At 47.4% G+C, this 20,128-nt stretch carries 15 protein-coding genes and 1 pseudogene; 12 read left to right on the top strand and 4 right to left on the bottom strand.

From position 1 onward, the window contains the following. Window positions 1–9: 9 nt before the first annotated feature. Together NG796_RS08225 and NG796_RS08230 are read right to left on the bottom strand one after the other, a co-directional pair. Window positions 10–1,584, bottom strand: coding sequence for a hypothetical protein (locus NG796_RS08225; protein ID WP_261205419.1), 1,575 nt, complete (start codon window positions 1,582–1,584; stop codon window positions 10–12). 88 nt (window positions 1,585–1,672) lie between these two features. After that, entirely contained in the window at window positions 1,673–2,623 is a 951-nt protein-coding gene (locus tag NG796_RS08230) for an ABC transporter ATP-binding protein (protein WP_261205420.1), read from the bottom strand. 214 nt (window positions 2,624–2,837) lie between these two features. Between NG796_RS08230 and NG796_RS08235 the strand changes: the two genes are divergently transcribed. Next, window positions 2,838–4,139, top strand: coding sequence for a bifunctional folylpolyglutamate synthase/dihydrofolate synthase (locus tag NG796_RS08235; RefSeq protein ID WP_261205421.1), 1,302 nt, complete (start codon window positions 2,838–2,840; stop codon window positions 4,137–4,139). 87 nt (window positions 4,140–4,226) lie between these two features. Here NG796_RS08235 and NG796_RS08240 read toward each other — a convergent pair whose 3' ends face one another. Further along, window positions 4,227–5,528, bottom strand: a complete 1,302-nt coding sequence (locus tag NG796_RS08240) for an ABC transporter substrate-binding protein (RefSeq protein WP_261205422.1) — start codon at window positions 5,526–5,528, stop codon at window positions 4,227–4,229. Window positions 5,529–5,802: 274 nt separating this feature from the next. On the opposite strand from NG796_RS08240, the gene pilM reads away from it, so the two are divergent. From pilM to NG796_RS08295, 11 genes and pseudogenes are all read left to right on the top strand, one after another. Next, window positions 5,803–6,918, top strand: coding sequence for a type IV pilus assembly protein PilM (pilM, locus tag NG796_RS08245; protein ID WP_261205423.1), 1,116 nt, complete (start codon window positions 5,803–5,805; stop codon window positions 6,916–6,918). 1 nt (window position 6,919) lies between these two features. Continuing rightward, window positions 6,920–7,726: a PilN domain-containing protein gene (locus NG796_RS08250; protein WP_261205424.1), complete on the top strand. Its 807-nt coding sequence runs from the start codon at window positions 6,920–6,922 to the stop codon at window positions 7,724–7,726. Beyond that, window positions 7,723–8,589: a hypothetical protein gene (locus tag NG796_RS08255; protein ID WP_261205425.1), complete on the top strand. Its 867-nt coding sequence runs from the start codon at window positions 7,723–7,725 to the stop codon at window positions 8,587–8,589. The genes NG796_RS08250 and NG796_RS08255 overlap by 4 nt, the downstream gene beginning before the upstream one ends. A gap of 251 nt (window positions 8,590–8,840) precedes the next feature. Next, a complete protein-coding gene (locus tag NG796_RS08260) occupies window positions 8,841–11,159 on the top strand; it encodes an AMIN domain-containing protein (protein ID WP_261205426.1) in 2,319 nt (772 codons plus the stop codon). 435 nt (window positions 11,160–11,594) lie between these two features. Further along, window positions 11,595–11,876 (top strand): annotated as a pseudogene (locus NG796_RS08265) (HU family DNA-binding protein); the annotation flags it as partial. Window positions 11,877–11,899: 23 nt separating this feature from the next. Next, window positions 11,900–13,012: a threonine-phosphate decarboxylase CobD gene (cobD, locus tag NG796_RS08270; protein ID WP_261205427.1), complete on the top strand. Its 1,113-nt coding sequence runs from the start codon at window positions 11,900–11,902 to the stop codon at window positions 13,010–13,012. A gap of 18 nt (window positions 13,013–13,030) precedes the next feature. Further along, window positions 13,031–14,458, top strand: a complete 1,428-nt coding sequence (locus NG796_RS08275; protein WP_261205428.1) for a dihydrolipoyl dehydrogenase family protein — start codon at window positions 13,031–13,033, stop codon at window positions 14,456–14,458. Window positions 14,459–14,575: 117 nt separating this feature from the next. Next, the gene (locus NG796_RS08280) at window positions 14,576–16,450 is read left to right on the top strand and encodes a carbamoyltransferase (RefSeq protein WP_261205429.1); all 1,875 of its coding nucleotides are present in this window, start codon (window positions 14,576–14,578) and stop codon (window positions 16,448–16,450) included. Between the two features lie 109 nt (window positions 16,451–16,559). Beyond that, window positions 16,560–16,970 carry an SxtJ family membrane protein gene (locus NG796_RS08285; RefSeq protein WP_261205430.1) on the top strand — a complete coding sequence of 137 codons (411 nt, stop codon included), beginning with the start codon at window positions 16,560–16,562 and terminating at the stop codon, window positions 16,968–16,970. Then, window positions 16,970–17,134: a DUF5989 family protein gene (locus tag NG796_RS08290; protein WP_261205431.1), complete on the top strand. Its 165-nt coding sequence runs from the start codon at window positions 16,970–16,972 to the stop codon at window positions 17,132–17,134. Before NG796_RS08285 ends, NG796_RS08290 begins: the two co-directional genes overlap by 1 nt. An 83-nt stretch (window positions 17,135–17,217) precedes the next feature. Next, window positions 17,218–18,588 carry a hypothetical protein gene (locus tag NG796_RS08295; RefSeq protein WP_261205432.1) on the top strand — a complete coding sequence of 457 codons (1,371 nt, stop codon included), beginning with the start codon at window positions 17,218–17,220 and terminating at the stop codon, window positions 18,586–18,588. Between the two features lie 160 nt (window positions 18,589–18,748). On the opposite strand, the gene NG796_RS08300 is transcribed toward NG796_RS08295, so the two are convergent. Continuing rightward, the gene (locus tag NG796_RS08300) at window positions 18,749–20,044 is read right to left on the bottom strand and encodes a hemolysin family protein (RefSeq protein ID WP_261205433.1); all 1,296 of its coding nucleotides are present in this window, start codon (window positions 20,042–20,044) and stop codon (window positions 18,749–18,751) included. Window positions 20,045–20,128: the final 84 nt, after the last annotated feature.

Raw genomic sequence — 20,128 nt, forward strand, 5'->3', positions numbered from 1 at the left:
GCCCCGGGCTTAAGCTTTGGGAGCAATTGGCGTTGGATTGACAGCAAACAGCAATTTAGAATGGGACGCACCTGCTCTATGGATTTGATGGGTTAGGGTTAGGGTTAAGACAGCGATCGCCGCCAACTGACCTAACAAACTGATCAATATAGCCATTGGATAGGCTTCAATGAGAGCAAACCAGGGTGAACCAAAGACGAACAACATCCATAAGGTGGTGTTAACAGAAACAGTCTTGAAAAATAAGACGAACACCAGAGGCGGTAAAGTTAGAGTTCCCATGACGATTCCCATTGAAAGAAGTGCAGGTTTTGGGAATTTAATTAAGGTCAAAAGCTGGGCAATCATATTATAGATCCAGATTAAATTGAACGTCATCATCAGCCCTATTGCCACTTGGAAATTCTCCTCAAAACTGCCCTTCCAGAGCATAATCCAAGGAACCCAAATTGCAGTCACGATGCCCAAATTAATGGCGATCGCCACGATAGATGGACTTTTTTCTCCCCAAATCAAATCTTGCCATTTAGTTCTGAGACGTTTAAGCCCTAGTCGCCTGGTTTCATGAGCATACCGCGCCCAATCCAAGAGGGTTTGTCGTCGGGGAGAAATCGCGGGAATAATCAATAAAAACAGGACTAACGTCAAGATAGACATCATAAACATCATCGGCATCAAATCCTCGTCGATAGCACTCGGAGAAATCCAGGGATAGAACATCCCCAGTATCCAAATTTGAAAGCTGGCTGTTAACCTATAGCTTTGAGCTTTACTTAATAATGTGCCATTGGGATTTTTGAAATACCGATTTAGCCCTTGCCAAATCCAGTAAATACCCCCCATGAAACTGAAGCATAACCAGGCAAATGCCAAGTTATAATTTTTCCCCAAGTCTTCGGAGAAAAACCACTTAAATGCAAATTCGTTAAAATCGCTATTTTTCCAGCTTAAGTAGTACAAAATGAACGAGACCAAACTGTAACCCAGCCAACCCGCTAAAGCACTACTGATGATGGCTTGATATTGGACTTCAGCCACAAATAACGCATTGAGAAGGGCTCCGAGATAGAGAAAAGCACCCAAGGCAAGGATGACTGCATAAAAACCCAAAACCCACCCCAGAGGAATACCTGCGGCGATCGCACCGATCAAATGTAAGGGAACAGCAAACCCAACTCCTAAGTACAAGAGCACCGGAACCCCTAACAATTTACCTAACAAAATGTTTTGACTGGTTCGCGGACTCAACCGCAGGAAATTAAGAGTACCTCGGCGTTGTTCTTTGACCAAATCACTGCTTAATAAATAGACTCCTCCAACTAATAACAGCAACGGTAGTATAAAGCTGAAAGTCTGAAAGACCCACTCCCACCGAATCGCGAGTTGATAGTGTTGACAGGATCCACTACCCGACTGGGACCAATCTGCACAATCGCGCTGGGAAGAGAATCCTACTATCCCACACTGAGTAATCGCCGATAAATACAAAACAAGTCTAAGGGAACGGGGATTCAAACGCCCTTTTAGTTCTCGAACTAACTGGGGATTCCATTCATTCCAATCCTTGAATACTTTTGCGATCATTTTATCCTTATTTGAAGAGAAAAAATACGGAAACTTTCTAACAACCAGTTGAAATTTTCGGAATAAAAACCAGACCTATTGTTCCTGGTCAAGATGCCTGCTTATGCCCTAAATTCAGGAAAATTGTTTCCAAATCTTCCTGCGTAGAGTGAAATTCATGCAAAGGAATCTTGGCATCTATCAGCGATCGCAACAAATTGGCACTGTCTTCCGGAGTCCCCGCAAAATGCACCCGCAGGGTTTTCCCATCAGGATTGACTTCCCATCCCTCAACTTGCGGACACTGTTTCAGTTCCCCTTCTAATACCTCTAACTGACCCAAAGTGGAGATTAAAATTTGCTGGCGACTCAAACGTTCGTAGAGTTCTTTTAAAGGCGCACTTTCCACCAAATATCCAAGTTCCATAATTCCTACAGAGGTGCACAATTCCGCCAAGTCACTCAACACATGAGAGGAAATCAAAATGGTCATCCCCGCTTCCCGGAGGGTTTTAATAATTTCCCTAAACTGCATTCGGGCGATGGGATCTAATCCGGAAACAGGCTCATCAAGTAGGAGTAAAATCGGTTCATGGACAATGGTTCGCGCCAGAGAAAGCCGCTGTTTCATGCCTCGGGACAAGGTGGCGATGGAACTATTCCGCTTATTCTCTAACTGAACTAATTCTAATACTTCATAAAGACGCTGACTGCGCCGGGGTTCCCGCAGATAATAGAGTCGGGCAAAATAGTCCAAATAGTCCCAAACGGTTAAATCATCATACAGGGGAAAATCATCGGGCAAATAGCCGAGACGACGTTTAAGGGTGGGATTATTACTATCCCGCAGGAGGCGTTCCCCATTGATATAAATTTCCCCAATGGTCGGTTCCTCTGCCGTCGCCAGCATTCGGATTAAGGTGGTTTTACCGGCACCATTGGGTCCAATCAGTCCATAAACTTCCCCGGGACTGACTTGTAAATGAACATCATTAACGGCGATATGTCGGTCAAATTGCTTAGTGAGTCCACGAGTATCGATTGCCAGTTCTGTTGCCATAAGTGCTGGACGTTGAGATCGTTAAAAAGTGACTTATCTGCTACCGTAACCTCTCCCTAGGGCGATCGTCAGTAGTGTTTCAGAAATTGCTACTGGGGGAGTTGATGGCGCTGGAACAAGCTGAGTAAAAATATCTGGTCTCAGCAGGACTCTTGCTTGATATAGTGGAGTTTCTTAACCAAAATGGGTGTAACTTTTACGAGATTGGGTGGTAATGGCACTGGCAACTGTGGATTCTCTCCTGTCCTCCTTTGGACGCTTTGGCGTCGAACTGGGCCTCGATCGCATCAAACGACTCTTAAATGATTTAGGCAATCCCCAAAACAGCGTTCCCTTGATTCATGTCGCGGGAACTAATGGCAAAGGGTCTGTCTGTGCTTATCTTTCTGCCATTCTTATGGAAGCAGGGTATCGAGTCGGGCGCTATACTTCGCCGCATCTGGTGGATTGGACGGAACGAATTTGTGTAAATGACAGCCCCATTTCTGAACAAGGGTTGCAGGAGGTCCTCATCCAAGTCACCGAGGCGATCGACCCCGCAGCGCCTTCCCCAACACAGTTTGAAGTGATTACCGCCGCAGCTTGGCTGTATTTTGCCCAACAACAGCTTGATGTGGTGGTGATGGAAGTGGGACTTGGAGGCCGCTTGGATGCTACCAATGTTTGCGATCGCCCTCTGGTGAGTGTGATTACTTCAATTAGTTGGGAACATTGGCAACGCCTAGGCCCTACCCTGGCCCATATTGCCCGGGAAAAAGCCGGAATTCTCAAACCGGGATGTCCCGCAATTGTCGGACCCTTACCCCCGGAAGCAAAAACCGTAGTCGATCGCCGGATTGCGGAACTCAACTGTCCCGCCTTATTTCCTGAACCTGCCACCCCGATCCCCATGCAACCGGGATGGGTCCAGACGCAAGAACTCTCCTATCCTCAGACCCTTCCGGGAGAAGCGCAATTGATTAATTCTGCCTTAGCCATCGCCACCGTGCAAACCCTCAGACAGCAGGGGTGGCACATTTCCGATGAGGCGATCGCCCAGGGAATGGCTAAAACCCAATGGCCGGGGCGTCTTCAGTGGGTGATTCGCGACCATCGACCCCTCCTCATTGATGGGGCTCACAATGCAGCAGCGGCCCAAATCCTGGGGAATTATGTCGCCAGTCTCAAGGCCCCGCAGACCCTCCCCAACATTCCTGAAGGGGCCTCGCGACCGAAGGTAACCTGGGTGATGGGAATGCTTTGCACCAAAGATCATGCCGGGATTTTCAGCGCCTTGCTGCGATCGGGCGATAATTTATACTTAGTTCCCGTCCCTGACCATGACTCGGCTAAACCGGAAGAGTTAGCCACTCTTGCTCGAAATATCTGTCCGGAGTTAGAGGACATTCGCTGTTATTCTGACCTTTTTCCCGCGTTAAAAGAAGCCTTGCAACGAGAGAGTAACTTAACCGTATTGTGTGGATCTCTTTATTTGCTGGGCTATTTTTTAGCCGATACCATAACTCAAAAAGGATGAATAGATAGGGGTGAGAAAACCTCTTCCCCAGCCTAAAACTGGGGATACAAATTGAGGTTTTCGCCGGAATCTCATTCACTGACCCGCCTAATTGCGAGCGTTCCACTGCTGGGCCGCATTGGTAACGGCTTGATCTACGGACTGTTCACCCAACATGGCCCCTTGCAAATTATCATAAATAATCCGTTGCAGTTGCTGGATATCTTCCATCGCCGGGACGAGGGCCTCTGCACTCTTGAGATCCTCAGCACTAATCATTCGGGCGCGATCGACCTGGGAGGCATTAGCCGGTAAGGTCTGGAAATGACTATCCTGGAGGGCTTGCAGAGTAGAAGGCAAGACATTTGCATCCTTGGCAAAGGTCAACTGATTCTCATCATTGGTGACAAATAGGGCAAACTTAACCGCTGCTTCTGGAACATCCGTATCCCGAGGCACCACCAAATTCATCACTGCTGCGGTTTTCTTGCCCGTTTGGCCGGTGATTTGGGGGGCTGCCGCCGAGACTTCAGCAATACTGGGGGCATTTTCGGCGATCGTCTTGAAAAATTGGGGGCCAGAACCGAGGATAGCGATTTCTCCCGCTTGATACAGTTGGACGGCTTGACGATGCCCTTGAGTGAGCACTTCCCGAGGCAACAGACCCTTTTGATAGAGGTCTACCCAATATTGAAACGCGGCGCGCCCTTCGGGGGTGTTAAAGGCGGCTTTACCTTCAGCGTCCACCAGTTGCATCCCCATTTGAACCATCGATTCGAGGACCTCCGACGAATCCCCCGGAACAAATGTCATGAAGAGGGCATATTTGCCCGTTTTGTCGCGAATTTGTTGCGCCACCTGGGCTAATTCTGCATAAGTGCTGGGGGGTTGGTCAATGCCAGCTTCCTTGAAGAGTTGGGTGTTATAAATAGAAATTCGCGTGGTCAGATACCAAGGAATACCAAAACTTGTGCCATTTAAGGTACTCGCTTTCCAAATGTTGGGAAGATACTGTTGACGAATTTCAGCCGGGATCTGATCATCCAGGGTGAGCCACGCATTGCGACTGGCAAGAAGCGTGGCAAAATTAGGATTCAGGTTAACCACATCTGGGGCAGTTTTAGCCGAAACAGCGGCCAAAATCTTGCTTTCCATTGCGGACCAAGGCACGTCCACCCACCGCACTTTGATTTCTGGATTTTCCGATTCAAATGTGGCGATTAAGCTGTTGAAATAGTCCGTAAACTGGGGCTGGAGTTGCATTGTCCAAAATTCAACTTCCGAAGTTTCCGAAGCGGGTTGTCCCGAATTGGAGCCAGTACCGGGAGTGCAGGCGATCGCCCAACTCAGTAACAACCCGGATAAGGCAAATAGTCCAAACCGTTTCCAACTGTTGATTCTTACTCTCATAACCTAATTAGCATAGGACCCCTAGGGTCTGGTGAGATAACGCGGGTGAAGGGAATTTGACCCAGGTAAAGCGTGCTGATCGTAACTTAAATTGGGTAGATTATGAATACTCTATCCCCCTGGGAGACTGTTTTGCAGGCTCCCAGTTGGGGAACGCCTTGGGCGATGCCCGTCAGGGTTAGCTTGCTAAGATTAGGGAAAAGCACTGCCTACAGTCTTATCTAGTTTTGATGAGTTCAAACCCACCCCCTTTAATTCAATATGGAACAAAACCGTGGTTAATTTCTTTAAAAAATTCCTGTCTAAAGGATCCAATGGAATTGGACTGGAAATTGCTCCAGAACGACTCAATATCGTGCAACTGCGTCAACAGGGTGCCTCCTATCAACTAGAAACATACGCCACGGCGGAAGTCCCCGAAGGCGTTGTAGAAGAAGGGTTGATTGCAGACCCCCCGGAGATGGCCCAAATCATCCAAGAGACCCTAGCGGAACACAATTTAACCAATATTAAGCGGGTTGCTACGGCTGTACCGGCGCGGGAAGGGGTGATTCGGATTATCCCCGTTCCCAAAGAACTGAATGATTTGGAATTGCGGGAGTACATGAACCAAGAGGCGGGACTCTATTTGCCGTTTCCCCGAGAAGAGGCAGATGTAGACTTCCAAAAATTAGGGGAGTTCATGGATGAGGATGGCATCGAAAAAGTCCAGGTGCTGCTGGTGGCAACTCGCAAGGAAGTCACGGATACTTATATTAGTACCTTTCAAGAAGCGGGATTAGGGATAGAAATTCTGGAAATTTCTAGTTTTGCCCTGTTACGGACGATTCGAGAACAACTGCTACAGTTACCGCCAGAAGAGGCAGTAGTCCTGACTGATATTCAGTTTGATAGTACCGAAATTGCGATCGTGGTGGATGGGATTCCGCAATTTTCCCGAACCATCCCGATCGGGACCTATCAGGTACAAACGGCCCTATCCCAAGCGATGAATTTACCCCCCTCTCGCAATACGGATATGTTGCAGGGGATGACGATTCCGGCTAACCCAACAGAAAGTACCGGGTCAGGTACAATGGGAGGGGGAAGTAGCCCCGGAACTCAAGCTATTATTAAAGTGTTTTCCGAGCTAGGAGACGAACTGCGGCGCTCAATTGATTTTTATATGAATCAGAGCGAAGGATTGGAGGTCGGACAGCTCCTGCTGGCAGGACCGGGCGCATCGATTGGAGGGTTAGATGACTTTTTCAATCAGCGATTAAGTTTATTAAGCATCGTAGTGGATCCAGTGGAGAATTTAGCCCTGGAAGTAGATGAAGAAAAAATGCCCCTAATGCAGCGCCCAGGATTGGGAGTTGTGCTGGGGTTAGCCATGCGGGAGGCCAAATGAAATGTATAGTCTAGAAATTAATTTTCTCAACGATCGCGCTGATTATAAGCCCCCAGTTGTTAAAAAAGCGCCCGGTGCAACTTCCCGGCAACAAACGACGATGTTGATTGGGGGACTGGCGGCAGGAGTCTCGGCGATCGCGGTGGTGATGGGGGGCTGGTTTGTGGTGAATAACCAAAATACCGAACTCCAGGGACAGTTGGCTAACCTGGAGAGTCAATCCGGGAGTTTGGGTGAACAAGTTCAAGCGGTGGAAACTATCAATGCGGAAATTGAGCAGTTAAATACCCAAATCACATTTTTTGCCAATATTTTTAATACTTCAGTCAAGCCGATGTCAGCGCTATTACAAGAATTGCGCGATCGCCTACCGCCGGGAGTGCAACTGGCTAATCTGAATCATCAGATTGAACAAGCCCCTCCAGAAGAAATTCAAGCTTCCTCACCCTGGACCAAAGTTAAACAAAAAATTGAGATCAAGGGATATGCCAAAACCTTTGATGATGTCAATGATTTTGTGCTCACCCTGAAGCGATCGCCCTTCTTTAATGAGAGCCAAACCCAGTTAATTAACGCCACTCTGGTAGACAATCCGGTGCAGGTAGAATGCGATCCCAGTTTTGAGGGTCAACAAACCACCTGTCCCCCGACTGACTTTCAACTGCCAAAAGTTGTCGAATATAACATTAGTGCCACAGTGAGCAACGTTCTGGCTTCAGAAATTCTCGCCGATCTCCAGCGAACTCGGGCTGAAGGACTGACCACTCGCATCAATTCACTCGAACAACAGGGGGTAATTCAACGATGACCGTCAGCGAACAGTTTATGGCAATGCAGGCAGCCCGGGCTGAAGAGGCTGCACCGCCAGGAAGTTATAAAATTGGTAGCTTTGTTCTCACCCCGCAAATTCAAGGGATTTTAATTGCGGTACTCGGGTTGGGACTTGCCGGATTTGCAGCCTTTAAAATGCTATTGCCTGCGATGGAAGAGCAGACCAACTTAAAGACGCAAATTGCTGCCAAACAAGACGAAATCGCCAATCAACAATCGAAAATTCGTCAAATGGATGAGGCTAAAGCTAATTTAGTTATCACCCAAGAGCGAAAGGAAAATGTCTTAGCTTTATTTGCTCAGGGGGCGACTTTAGAAACCTTGCTGCTGGATGTTAACCAAATTGTGCGGCAAAGTGGCGGAAAATTAGAATCCTTCAAGCCCCTAGAAACCAGCCCGAACGACTGGATTTTTACCGAAGGCACTGCCGCAGCGGGAGGCGCACCCGCAGCAGCAGCAACTCCTCCCCCAGCTGACCCAGCAGCCGCTGCTCCCCCACCCCCTACGCCTTCCTTAACGCTGTCCCAAGCAGTGGAAGGAAAGACAATGGAACTGGAAATGGCGGGAAACTATCAGCAAACCCTAGATACCTTGCGACGGCTTGAACGATTGCAACAAATGGTAGTCTTTGGTCAATTGACCAGTACATTGGGTGAAGGCAGTCAGACGATTTTTGTCAATCCTGATGGTAAAATTACCGAACAGGCCCAAGCAAGTCTCGAAACCAATTTTAATTTGATAGCAGTGATGCCGTTACCACCGGAGCAGCTAAAAAACTTAGCCGCGCCACCGCCGCCCCCACCGGCAGCGGCGGAAGGAGAACAGCCACCGGCTCAATAATGTTGAAAATAGCGATCGCAGTTGCAGGAGTTTCAGAACAAAAAGGTCACGGTATCGGAAATCCGGGGAGGGCGATCGTAACCCATTTCGATACAGCCGTGTCCCTTTACAAAAATTTAAAGTCAAAATCCGGATAGGGGAGTATTAATCAATAAAACCTATCCGTTTTTTGACAGTTAGGGATTGAAGCGCTATATAAGACTTTAATCGCAGTTTAATCAGAGTGGACTTTTTTAAGGGAGGAGGGAACGGTGAAACAGCCTCATGCACTTGGGTGCTTATTCGGAGCTAGTGCGATCGTGGTCATGGCAAGCGCCCCAGCAATGGCAGTCACTCAAATCACAGGAGTGAACGTCAATACCAGCGGTGGCGGAGTCCAGGTGATTTTGGATACCCAGGGGGGCGATCGGCCCCAAGTCTTTACCGTCAACCGAGGTACAGACGTTATTGCAGATATTATCAATACTCAACTCAGCCTACCCGGGGGACAGAGCTTCCGTCAAAATAATCCCGCCCCAGGTATTGCCTCCATCGTCGTCACTCCCCTGGATGCCAACAGCGTCCGGGTGATCGTCAGCGGCAGCAGCAGCGCCCCAGAAGTCGCCATCAACCAAGCTGATGCCGGTGGCATCAATCTCGGATTCAACACCGGCGGAGTAGCTACAGTTCCCAATCTCAGCCCTTCCGCACCACCTCCACCCCCAGGCATGACGCCACCCCCAGCCCCCACACAGGGCCTAGAACCGGGGATGCCTACTCCCCCCATCAGCCTTGAGGGTGGACCTGCTCCTATTGCTAGACCAAACCAGTCATCTGTCCCCCCATTTCAGCCGCGAGCCGTTGCCCCCCCGGTCGGTGATATCGCGGTTTCTAATATAAATCCCGCTGCGAGACCCATTGATCTCAACACGGGGGAGGTCATCCCCCGCTTAGTCTTGCGAGATGCCCCGGTGCGTGATGTGTTAGCGCTCCTCGCCCGCGTCGCAGGTGTTAACGTGGCGTATGCTACTGGCGCGACGACCGGAGAGGAAGGAGGAGAGGGAACAGAAGATGAACTGAAAATATCTTTAGATATTGAAAATGAGCCAGTTCAAAATGTTTTTAACTACGTTCTTCGTTTAAGTGGGTTACAAGCAAACCGACAGGGAAACACGGTCTTTGTGGGGGTTCGACTACCCGATATTGCTCGGGATGTGATTAGTCGAACCGTGCGGGTCAATCAGCTTAATTTAATCCAAGCGCTCAACTTCCTTGTTTCTCAAGGTGCCGAGCGCAATGAGGTTCAAACCACCACTCAAACCGTGGTCACTGGAGAAGGTGCAACGGCTCAATCCTTCACAAATACGACAACTACTGTTGAATTAATTGGAGCCGATACTACTGACAACCCCTATCAAGGTAGTGCTGCGTTGCCACTTCGAGGTGTATTAGTCTCGGGAGATCAGCGAACGAATTCGATTACGGTAGTGGGCGATCCTACCCAAGTGGAGGTTGCAGTTGCTCTGTTAAGTCAAATCGATGTCCGCCGCCGTCAAGTTGCTGTGAATGTCAAAATTATTGACGTCAATTTAAGCAACATTGATGAGTTTAATAGTAGCTTTTCCTTCGGAATTAATGATAGTTTCTTTGTCAACGATGGAGGAGCCGCAGCGGTTAACTTTGGGGGGATTAATCCGCCCAGTCGGGAAGGCGTAGCGACGGGGACGCTTTCACGGCCTGTAATCCCAAATCCACTGATCAACGCCGGAATCCAGTACGATCGCAACCAAACCACTCAAGTTCCCCTCACGGGTCCTGGTGCAGGAGCATTATTTCTGCGCCCGGTTCCCGGAATTTCAGACGATCCTTTGAGTGTAAGGGTTGCAGGTTATGAGGTGTTTGAGGTTGATCCCACTACTGGGGTGATTACAGCGGGTGAGGCTGATTTCAGTTTACCAACCTTATTCCAATATCCGAAAAAGTTTTTGGCACTTCTGGAAGCCCAGATCCAAAGTCGCAATGCCAAGATCCTCACGGACCCGACTTTAGTAGTGCAAGAAGGAGAGACGGCTAGAGTAGAACTGACTCAGCAGGTACTTTCTAGCGTCACCATTCAAACTCAAGATACGGTGGCAGGCCCACGAGAAACAATTAGCCCGAATCTGGAACCTGTTGGATTAACCCTCAGTGTGAACGTTGAGCGGATTGATGACAATGGCTTTATTTCTTTAGATTTAATCCCTGAAGTCAGTTCACCTCTAGCGTCAGTAGACACAGGTCTGGGTGGTTTTGTGACCCCTATCCAACGACGACTGCTACAATCGGGTACGATTCGGATTCGGGACGGACAGACTCTGATTATCTCTGGGATTATTCAGGATCAAGACCGAACCACGGTAAGCAAAGTCCCGATTTTAGGCGATTTACCTCTGATTGGTTCGTTGTTCAGAAGCACCAACCGCACGAATGAACGGGCTGAGGTGATTGTCTTGCTGACTCCTCAGATTCTGGATGATTCCGAAAATGCCAACTTCGGGTATGGGTATGTCCCAGGACAAGAGGCCCAGCAAATGCTGAATCAAAATCGGTAATTTTCTAGGTGGATCTGCCCCCATTGCTGACTTCTATTCCTTTAGATTTATTTTTTGGGATGACTTCCCGGAGTAGAATCGAGAATTAATAAAGCCTCCTGGTAGCTAAAACCCAGGGGGTTTTATTTTTTAGAGGAGCTTCAGGGATTTAACTGTAGCTACAATTGTGTTGTTTTTGAGGGTAATTCTTGTATGGATCCATTGGTGCGACCCGGGGGTAAAATGAAAAAAAAATCCTCAAATCTATATAAATTAAAGGTTTCACCGATCCATATTGGGTTGACACCCTTTAGAATAATGCAGTGAAAAGTCGAATCAGTGGGAGTTTCAGCGATTTATTTCTGATTCTTCCCTTAAACTACCTAAGAGACCTACTGAATTGCTGTCGCAATGGAGGTCCCTTGGAGTCCCTCAAATTAACCTGTACGGAGTAACAAAATGAACAAAGGTGAACTCGTCGATGTTGTAGCCGAGAAGGCTAACGTCACTAAAAAACAAGCAGATGCCGTCCTGACTGCGGCCCTCGATGCCATTATCGAAGCGGTCTCCTCTGGGGATAAAGTGACCCTGGTGGGATTTGGATCGTTTGAAGCTCGTGAGCGCAAAGCGCGTGAAGGTCGCAACCCCAAAACCGGCGACAAAATGGAAATTCCGGCAACCAAGGTCCCTGCCTTCTCTGCTGGTAAGTTCTTTAAAGAAAAAGTCGCTCCTAAGTAAGGGAGTCACATCCCGATCGCCCTTTGAATCAGCCAAAGCATGGGGGGAATTTAGCCTGGGCAGCAACTCTGGCAGGCTGTCCCCCTTCCTCTATCCTGGATTTCTCGGCCAGCATCAGTCCGTTGGGGCCACCCCCATCGGTGGATGCGGCGATTCTCAGCCACTTGGGCGAACTGCGAAACTACCCTGACCCCAGCTACTATTCCTTGCGATCGCAGTTGGGTCAGGTTTGCGGTCTTCCTCCAGAGTGGATCCTGCCCGGTAATGGGGCGGCAGAGTTGTTAACCTGGGCAGGATGGGAATTCTCCACCCTGCCTACTACGTTGCTGTTAACCCCCGCCTTTGGCGATTACCGTCGGTGTCTACAAACCTTTGGCGCAACGGTGGTTGATTGTCCTCTATTGGGAGAGGAGGAAGGGGGATTCCTGGGGGTGGGTGAAGCTACGGCTAAAACCCCCTCGGGACTGGACTGCCTCATTCCTAAATTGCAGCAGCAGAAAGCTCCTGGGGGGCTTTTACTGAATAATCCGCACAATCCTACGGGTCAACTGTTTTCAAAAACCGAAATTCTGCCGTATCTGGAGCGTTTTGCCCTGGTGGTGGTAGATGAGGCTTTTATGGATTTTCTCCCCCCAGGGAACGAAGAAAGTTTGATAACGGTGATCCAGGATTATCCCAATTTAGTAATTCTGCGATCGCTGACGAAGTTTTACTCGATGCCTGGACTCCGCCTGGGTTATGCGATCGCCCATCCCGATCGCCTGCAACGCTGGCAACAGTGGCGCGACCCTTGGCCGGTCAATATTCTCGCTGCGGCTGCCGGGGAAGCGGTGCTTCAGGATACGCCCTTTCAGGAACAAACTTGGGCCTGGTTGCCGACCGCGCGATCGCAACTTTTTGACGGATTAGCCAAAATCCCTGGATTGCAGCCCCTGCCTTCAGCGGCGAATTTCTTACTGGTGCGATCGCAGTATTCCTGTTCTCAACTGCAACGGGACCTACTCACCCGTTACCGCATCTTGATCCGGGACTGCCTGAGTTTTCCTGAACTCGGCGACGCCTATTTTCGGGTGGCCGTGCGTCTCCCAGAAGAAAACCAGCGCCTAATTGCCGCCTTAACCGATATTCTGTCTTAGATTGGGGAATCGAACACCGTGACCTTGGATTACGATTTAGTGGTGATTGGCGGCACTCGCCCGGGAATAGAAGCGGCGATCGCTGCCGCCAAACTGCAAGCACGAGTGGCCCTAGTCCAACCGCCTCAACAGGCGGTGAATGCCCCTCCCTTCTATGAGGGGACAGGGGCTTTACAAACAGCGGAGTTATTTGATTCTCCTTCAATTCTCTGGGGTGCGCCCTTTCCCCAAGACCTCCCGGAACTGGCCCACGCCCTAGAACACTCAACCCAGGCCCTTGCATCCCTGGGGGAGGAACGGTCCCCAGCGGTGCTCGCCTCTCAGGGCATTGATGTGATTGCGGAGGCGGGAGAGTTTATTTCTATACCACAACTTGCATTAGATGTCAAGACTAGACGCCTAATTTCTCGCCATTATTTATTAGCCCCCAGTTTTCGGTCAGCGATTCCTGACATTCCCGGACTGGCAACCACGGGGTATCTCACCCGGGAAACCTTTCATCACTTCACCGAAGGAACCCTTCCGAATACGATTGCCATTATTGGCAGCGACCCGAATGGGATTGAATTGGCACAAATCCTCGTTCGGTTAGGAATTGCAGTTACTCTGATCACTTCTGCACCCCAGATTTTGCCGAAAGAAGACCCAGAGGCGGCGCAACTGATTCAGGCACAACTCGAAGCAGATGGGATTTTGGTCCTGACGAATACCCCAGTTATCGCTGTTGAATCGAGTCCCGGGAAAAAGATTGTTCAGACTGAAACCCGGGCGATCGCCTGCGATGACATTTTTATTGCCTGTGGTTTCCAATCCAATATCCACGGATTAAACTTAGAAAGCGTGGGCGTGAAATTCTACCAGACCCCCCTGGGTCAAAGAGTGCAACTTAATGCTAAATTACAAACGACGAACCGGCAGATCTATGGCTGTGGGAACCTAGCAGGGGGCTATCCCCTCGTTAATGTAGCCCGACATGAAGCGGAAATCGCCGTAAAAAATGCCTTATTTTTCCCCCGTCATCAGGTGAATTATTGGGGGATTCCCTGGGCCTTTCAGACCTATCCTGAAATTGCCCGAGTCGGACTTACTGAACCCCAAGCGAAACGTCGATATGATGATGTGGTTGTTTTGAGGCAATATTTTAAAGGCATTGCTGGGGGGCGATTACAGGAGGAAACAACGGGTTTTTGTAAAGTATTAGTGCGAGGAAATGGGGAGATTTTGGGCGCTCATATTTTGGGACCTGGAGCATCGGAACTGATTCACAGTTTTGCTTTAGGAATGCAAAACAACTTGAAAGTTGAGGCGATCGCCACTTTACCCCATATTTGGCCCAGTCTGTCGGAGATTAATCAACAAACGGCCCAGCTCTGGCAGGAGGGACGGTTTAAGCAAAATACAGGGTGGCAGACCCTGCTTGACATTTGGTTTAATTGGCGGCGATAATTCCCTGACGAAGGTATAAACCAATAGAAACCCGGGAATTATAGTGCGGAGTTTAGGGTGCGAGTTGACTGGATCTAATTTCTATTTCATCTCTCAAAAAGGGCGAAACGACTGTCTATGAAAATTCTGGGAATTTCTGGTTACTATCACGATAGCGCAGCGGCGTTAGTGATTGAGGGCGATATTATTGCGGCGGCACAGGAAGAAAGATTTTCGCGGAAAAAGCATGATGCTCGATTTCCTCAGAGTGCGATCGCCTATTGTCTTCGGGAGGCCAATCTCTCGCTCACGGAGTTAGACCAAATTATATTTTATGATAAACCGCTGGTTAAATTTGAGCGGCTTTTAGAAACTTATTTGTCTTATGCACCGAATGGGTTTCGTTCCTTTATTGCAGCGATGCCCGTTTGGTTAAAGGAAAAGCTTTATTTAAAAACTATTTTAAAACAAGAATTGGCTAAATTGGCAGGCTGCAAAACCTCCCAATTACCTCAACTTTTATTTACCGAACATCACCAAGCTCATGCGGCGAGTGCCTTTTTTCCCAGTCCGTTTCAACGGGCGGCAGTGATGTGTTTGGATGGCGTGGGAGAATGGGCGACAACTTCGGTTTGGTTGGGGGATGGCAATCAACTGATTCCCCAATGGGAAATCGATTTTCCTCATTCTTTAGGATTGCTCTATTCAGCGTTTACTTACTACACCGGATTTAAAGTGAATTCTGGGGAGTACAAATTGATGGGGTTAGCGCCTTATGGCGAACCCAAATATATTGATAAAATCCTGAATCATTTACTGGATTTAAGGGATGATGGCACCTTCCGCTTAAACATGGATTATTTCAACTATGCGACGGGTTTAACCATGACTAATCGCAAGTTTGATGAGTTATTTGGAGGACCGCCCCGCCGTGCAGAAAGCAAGCTAACTCAGAAAGAAATGGATATCGCGAGTTCGATTCAATATGTCACGGAAGAGGTGGTATTGCGTCTGGCGAAAACAGTTCATAAAGAGTTAGATGCTGATTATTTGTGTTTGGCAGGCGGGGTGGCGTTAAATTGCGTTGCTAATGGGAGACTGTTGCGGGAAAGCGCCTTTAAAGGGATTTGGATTCAACCCGCAGCAGGAGACGCAGGCGGAGCGTTAGGGGCCGCGTTGGCAGGTTGGTATCAGTATGGTGAACAACCTCGGGTAGTGAATTCGGAGAGGGAAGACTCGCCTAAGTCGAATTTAACCGTGGGCGATCGCATGAAAGGCTCTTATTTAGGGCCGAAGTTTGGAGATGAGGAAATCCGGTCTTATTTGGATACCGTTCAGGCAAAATATTATCGGTTAGATGATGCGGAATTGTTGCCTCGGTTAGGGGAAATTTTAGCCGATGAAAATGTGGTGGGATGGTTCCAAGGACGGATGGAATTTGGTCCAAGGGCGTTAGGTGGGCGATCGATTATTGGCGACCCCCGCAGTGCAAAAATGCAGTCTGTGATGAACCTAAAAATTAAATATCGGGAGTCATTTCGACCCTTTGCCCCTTCCGTATTAAGCGATCGCGTTTCGGATTACTTTGAAATAGATTCGGCGAGTCCTTATATGCTGTTGGTGGCGGAGGTAAAAGAGGGGTTACGGATTCCCATGACAGCGGAACAGGAGTTATTATTTGGAATTGAGAAACTGAATGTGCCGCGATCGCAAATTCCAGCGGTGACTCATGTGGATTATTCCGCCCGGATCCAAACAGTGCATCCCGAAACCAATCCTCGGTACTATGAATTAATCCGTCAATTTGAAGCAAAAACCGGCTGTGGGGTATTGGTGAATACGTCCTTTAATGTGCGCGGTGAGCCGATTGTTTGTACTCCTGAAGATGCCTATCGCTGTTTTATGCGCACCGAGATGGATTATTTGGTGATTGAGAATTTCTTGTTACCGAAAACTGAGCAGATTCCTTGGAAAAAGGATGAGTCTTGGAAACAAGAATTTGAATTAGATTAGGGGGGAATTAGCCCGCACTCTTAAGGGTAGGGCTATACAGACAAAGCCTGCCTGCGCGGGCTGATTTTGAGAACAAGCTCTTTTATTGTTGATGGCTGATGCCTTGGTTATGACTCATACGATTCCGAAGCTGGATAAGAAAGGATTGCGTGAATTTGGACTGGTTACAGGAGCAATTTTTGTCGGATTGTTCGGGTTATTGATTCCCTGGATTCGCGATCATTCTCTACCAATTTGGCCTTGGATTGTGGCGGGAGTGTTGTGGGTTTGGGCATTAATTGCTCCGAAAACGTTAGAACCTGTTTATCACGGTTGGATGAAAATTGGACTGGTTCTCGGGGCGATTAATAGCCGAATTATTTTAGGGATTATTTTCTATTTGTTGTTGATGCCAATGGGATTAGTCATGCGGGGAGTGTTTAAAAAAGACCCGATGGCACGCCAGTTGGATGCGAAGCTAGAAAGTTATCGAGTTTCTAGCACTCTGAGAAATCGAGAAAGTATGGAGAAGCCGTTTTAATGTTGGAAGCAACTTGGGATTTTATCAAGGATTTATGGGGATTTTTAAGGGAGCGTAAAAAATACTGGTTGGCTCCTTTAATTATTACCTTGGTGTTACTGGGTGCGGTGATTGTATTAACTCAGGCATCCGCGATCGCCCCGTTTATTTATACGTTATTTTAACGGTTCTTTTTCGGGGATTGGGAGCATTTTGCTTCCAATTCCGTGAATATTTATCCTATTTAATACAAGGGTCTTATAAGTTTATGAAACGATTGTCTGCATTGCAAAAAAAAATCCCTGAAATTGTTAAAATTGCTCTAATTAATTTGGTATTTTTGGCAATTTTTATTGAGTTAGGGGCGGCGGCTTTATATTGGAGTAAATATAAACAACTGTTTTATACCCGTAACGAGAACCAAACGAATGAGGCGATCGCCCAATTGGGATTACCCCTGAGTCAAACGGCAACCGATGAAACGGTTCTCGAAAGACTACACCCCTTTTTTGGATATGTTCTCAAACCCAACCTCCCTTTAAATTTAGAGTTTTCTACCCGAGTTTTCACCGTTAATAATTTGGGATTTCCTGCGGATTATGATTATCCTTTTATCCGGCAAAATCCCAATCAAGTGATTATCGGTGTCTTTGGGGGTTCGGTTGCGAGTAATTTTTCGATGTATGAAATCGAAAATCAAGTGCTTGCCAAAACCTTGAAAGAGAAAATACCCGAGTTAGCTAATAAAGAAATTATTATTCTGCCTTTTGCCTTGGGAGGGTATAAGCAACCCCAACAGTTACTTATTTTAAATTATATCTTGTCTTTGGGGCAAGAGTTTGATTTTGTCATTAATATTGATGGATTTAATGAAGTTGCGCTTTCTAATCTGAATTACCAGGAAAATATTGCGCTTTCCATGCCGAGTGTTCAGCATTTGTTGCCCTTGCGGGATGTTGCCAGTAATAATTTAGGGGTTGATGAATTGAGTGCGATCGCCAAAATTATCGAAAATCGGGAACAGTTACAAGAAAAACAAGAAACCTTACAACAAAGCAAGTTAGCTTCTACTTATTTATTCCGCATGGTTTCCACCCAGGCAGCGGCAAAGAACTATCAAGAAAACTTGATGGAATTTGAGAAAATCAGAGGGCAAAAACAACAAAATCCCGCCCAAGATTTTATCCTCCGCATTGAAAATGCCCGGGAAGCGGTGGATGTAGATACAGCATTTAGCCGGATGGCAGAGTTATGGGGAAATTCATCGCGGTTGATGAAGGAATCTTTGGAGAAGCAAAATAGTCTGTATTTCCATTTTATCCAACCCAATCAGTATTATCCCACCGGGCGATCGTTTAGTGAGGAGGAGCGAAAGTTAGCCATTATTGATAATCATCCCTATGAACTTGGGGTGCAGAAGGGCTATCCGATGTTGTTTCAAACCCTAGAACAGTTAAAAACAGAAAATATCCCTGTTTTTAACGCCACCCAAATTTTTGATAATGTAAATGACATAGTTTATATTGATAGTTGCTGTCATTACAATAAAGCCGGAAATCAAGTCTTTGCCACTTATATTGCCGATTCAATTGTGGGTTTTATCAATCAAAATGCTGACGTCAAAAAACGCTGGGAATAATTTTTTTATCCAGAGTAGTATCTAACCTAGATTAGAATTTTAATCCCGAAAAAATGGAGTATCTCGCTCCCAATTGTTTACCTACGGATAATCAGGAGCAAGATACTCCCTTCTTTACTACCCATCAATTTTAGCTAGAAAAAGAACGTTGAAAAGTCTCCTAGACCGGCATTACCAATATTTTATCAACACGATTACCATCCATATCCATGACTTCAAAGCGAAATCCTGCCCATTCAAAATGGTCAGCCGCCATTGGAATTCGTCCCAGATGGGTAATTACAAACCCGCCCAAGGTGTGATAGTTCCCTTGTTGTTCTCCGGGTAACTCTTGCAAATTAAAAACTTCCCGGAATTTTTCAATAGAGACCATACCATCTAATAGCCAGGACCCATCCTCACGCTGGACAATTTGCAAGTCATCGGGTTGATTCATGGAGGGCAAATCTCCGACGATCGCCTCTAAAATATCATTCAACGTCACCAATCCCTGAAGCACGCCATATTCATCGACGGCTAAGGCAATATGAGTACCAGTTTGCTTGAATAATTCTAAGACTTTGAGGGCTTTGGTATGTTCAGGCACGAACAAAGGCTGACGCAAAGCAGCGGTGAGGTCGATGGGTTGGGAGAGCAGAGAACGGGCCAATAAATCATTAATTTGAATCACACCTAAAACATTATCTAACACATTTTGACAGACGGGAAAGCGGGTGTGGGTACTGTTAATAATTTTATGGCGGTTCTCTTCTATAGAATCATCTAAATTCAGCCAAATGACATCGGGTCGAGGAGTCATTAGAGAACTGACGCGCCGTTCATCTAAGCGAAAAACTCGCTCGACCATTGCCTGTTCTTCTTGCTCAAAAGTCCCCGCTTCAGTTCCTTGTTCCAGTAAAATTTTAATTTCTTCTTCGATGACTTGGGGTTCGTTAGACGGTTGAGTTCTCAATATTCTTAATACCAAATCCGTTGAAGCACTCAACAAATGAACCACCGGGGAACCAATGCGCCCCAGCAATCGCATAGGAATTGCAATCCGAGTGGCAATTCGTTCGGGATTGTTTAAGGCGAGGCGTTTGGGGACCAGTTCCCCGAGAATCAGAGAAAGGTAAGTAATGCTAACCACCACAATCAACAGTGCAATGGCCCCTTTATAAGGCACGACTACTGGAAGACGATCCAACTGAACGACCACTTTTTCGGCAATGGTGGCACCGCCAAAGGCCCCAGCAAAGATTCCCACTAAAGTAATTCCAATTTGTACCGTTGAGAGGAAGCGATTAGGGGAATTTGCCAATTCTAAGGCAACTCTGGCCTTAAGGTCCCCTTGATTAGCCCATTGTTGTAGTCGGGCCTTCCTTGCCGAAACTAGAGCAATTTCGGACATGGCAAATATCCCATTAATGAGAATCAGGAGTAGAATGATCAGAATTTCCAGGGAAAAAGAATTCATGTTGTGTGGAATTTGCCTTGGGATTCGGCGAATGTGGCGATCGCCCCTTAATTATAGGAGTGCGATCGCCACCGTGGACAGATG

The sequence above is a fragment of the Laspinema sp. D2d genome (genome assembly GCF_025370755.1).
In the GTDB taxonomy this organism is placed as follows: Bacteria; Cyanobacteriota; Cyanobacteriia; order Cyanobacteriales; family Laspinemataceae; genus Laspinema.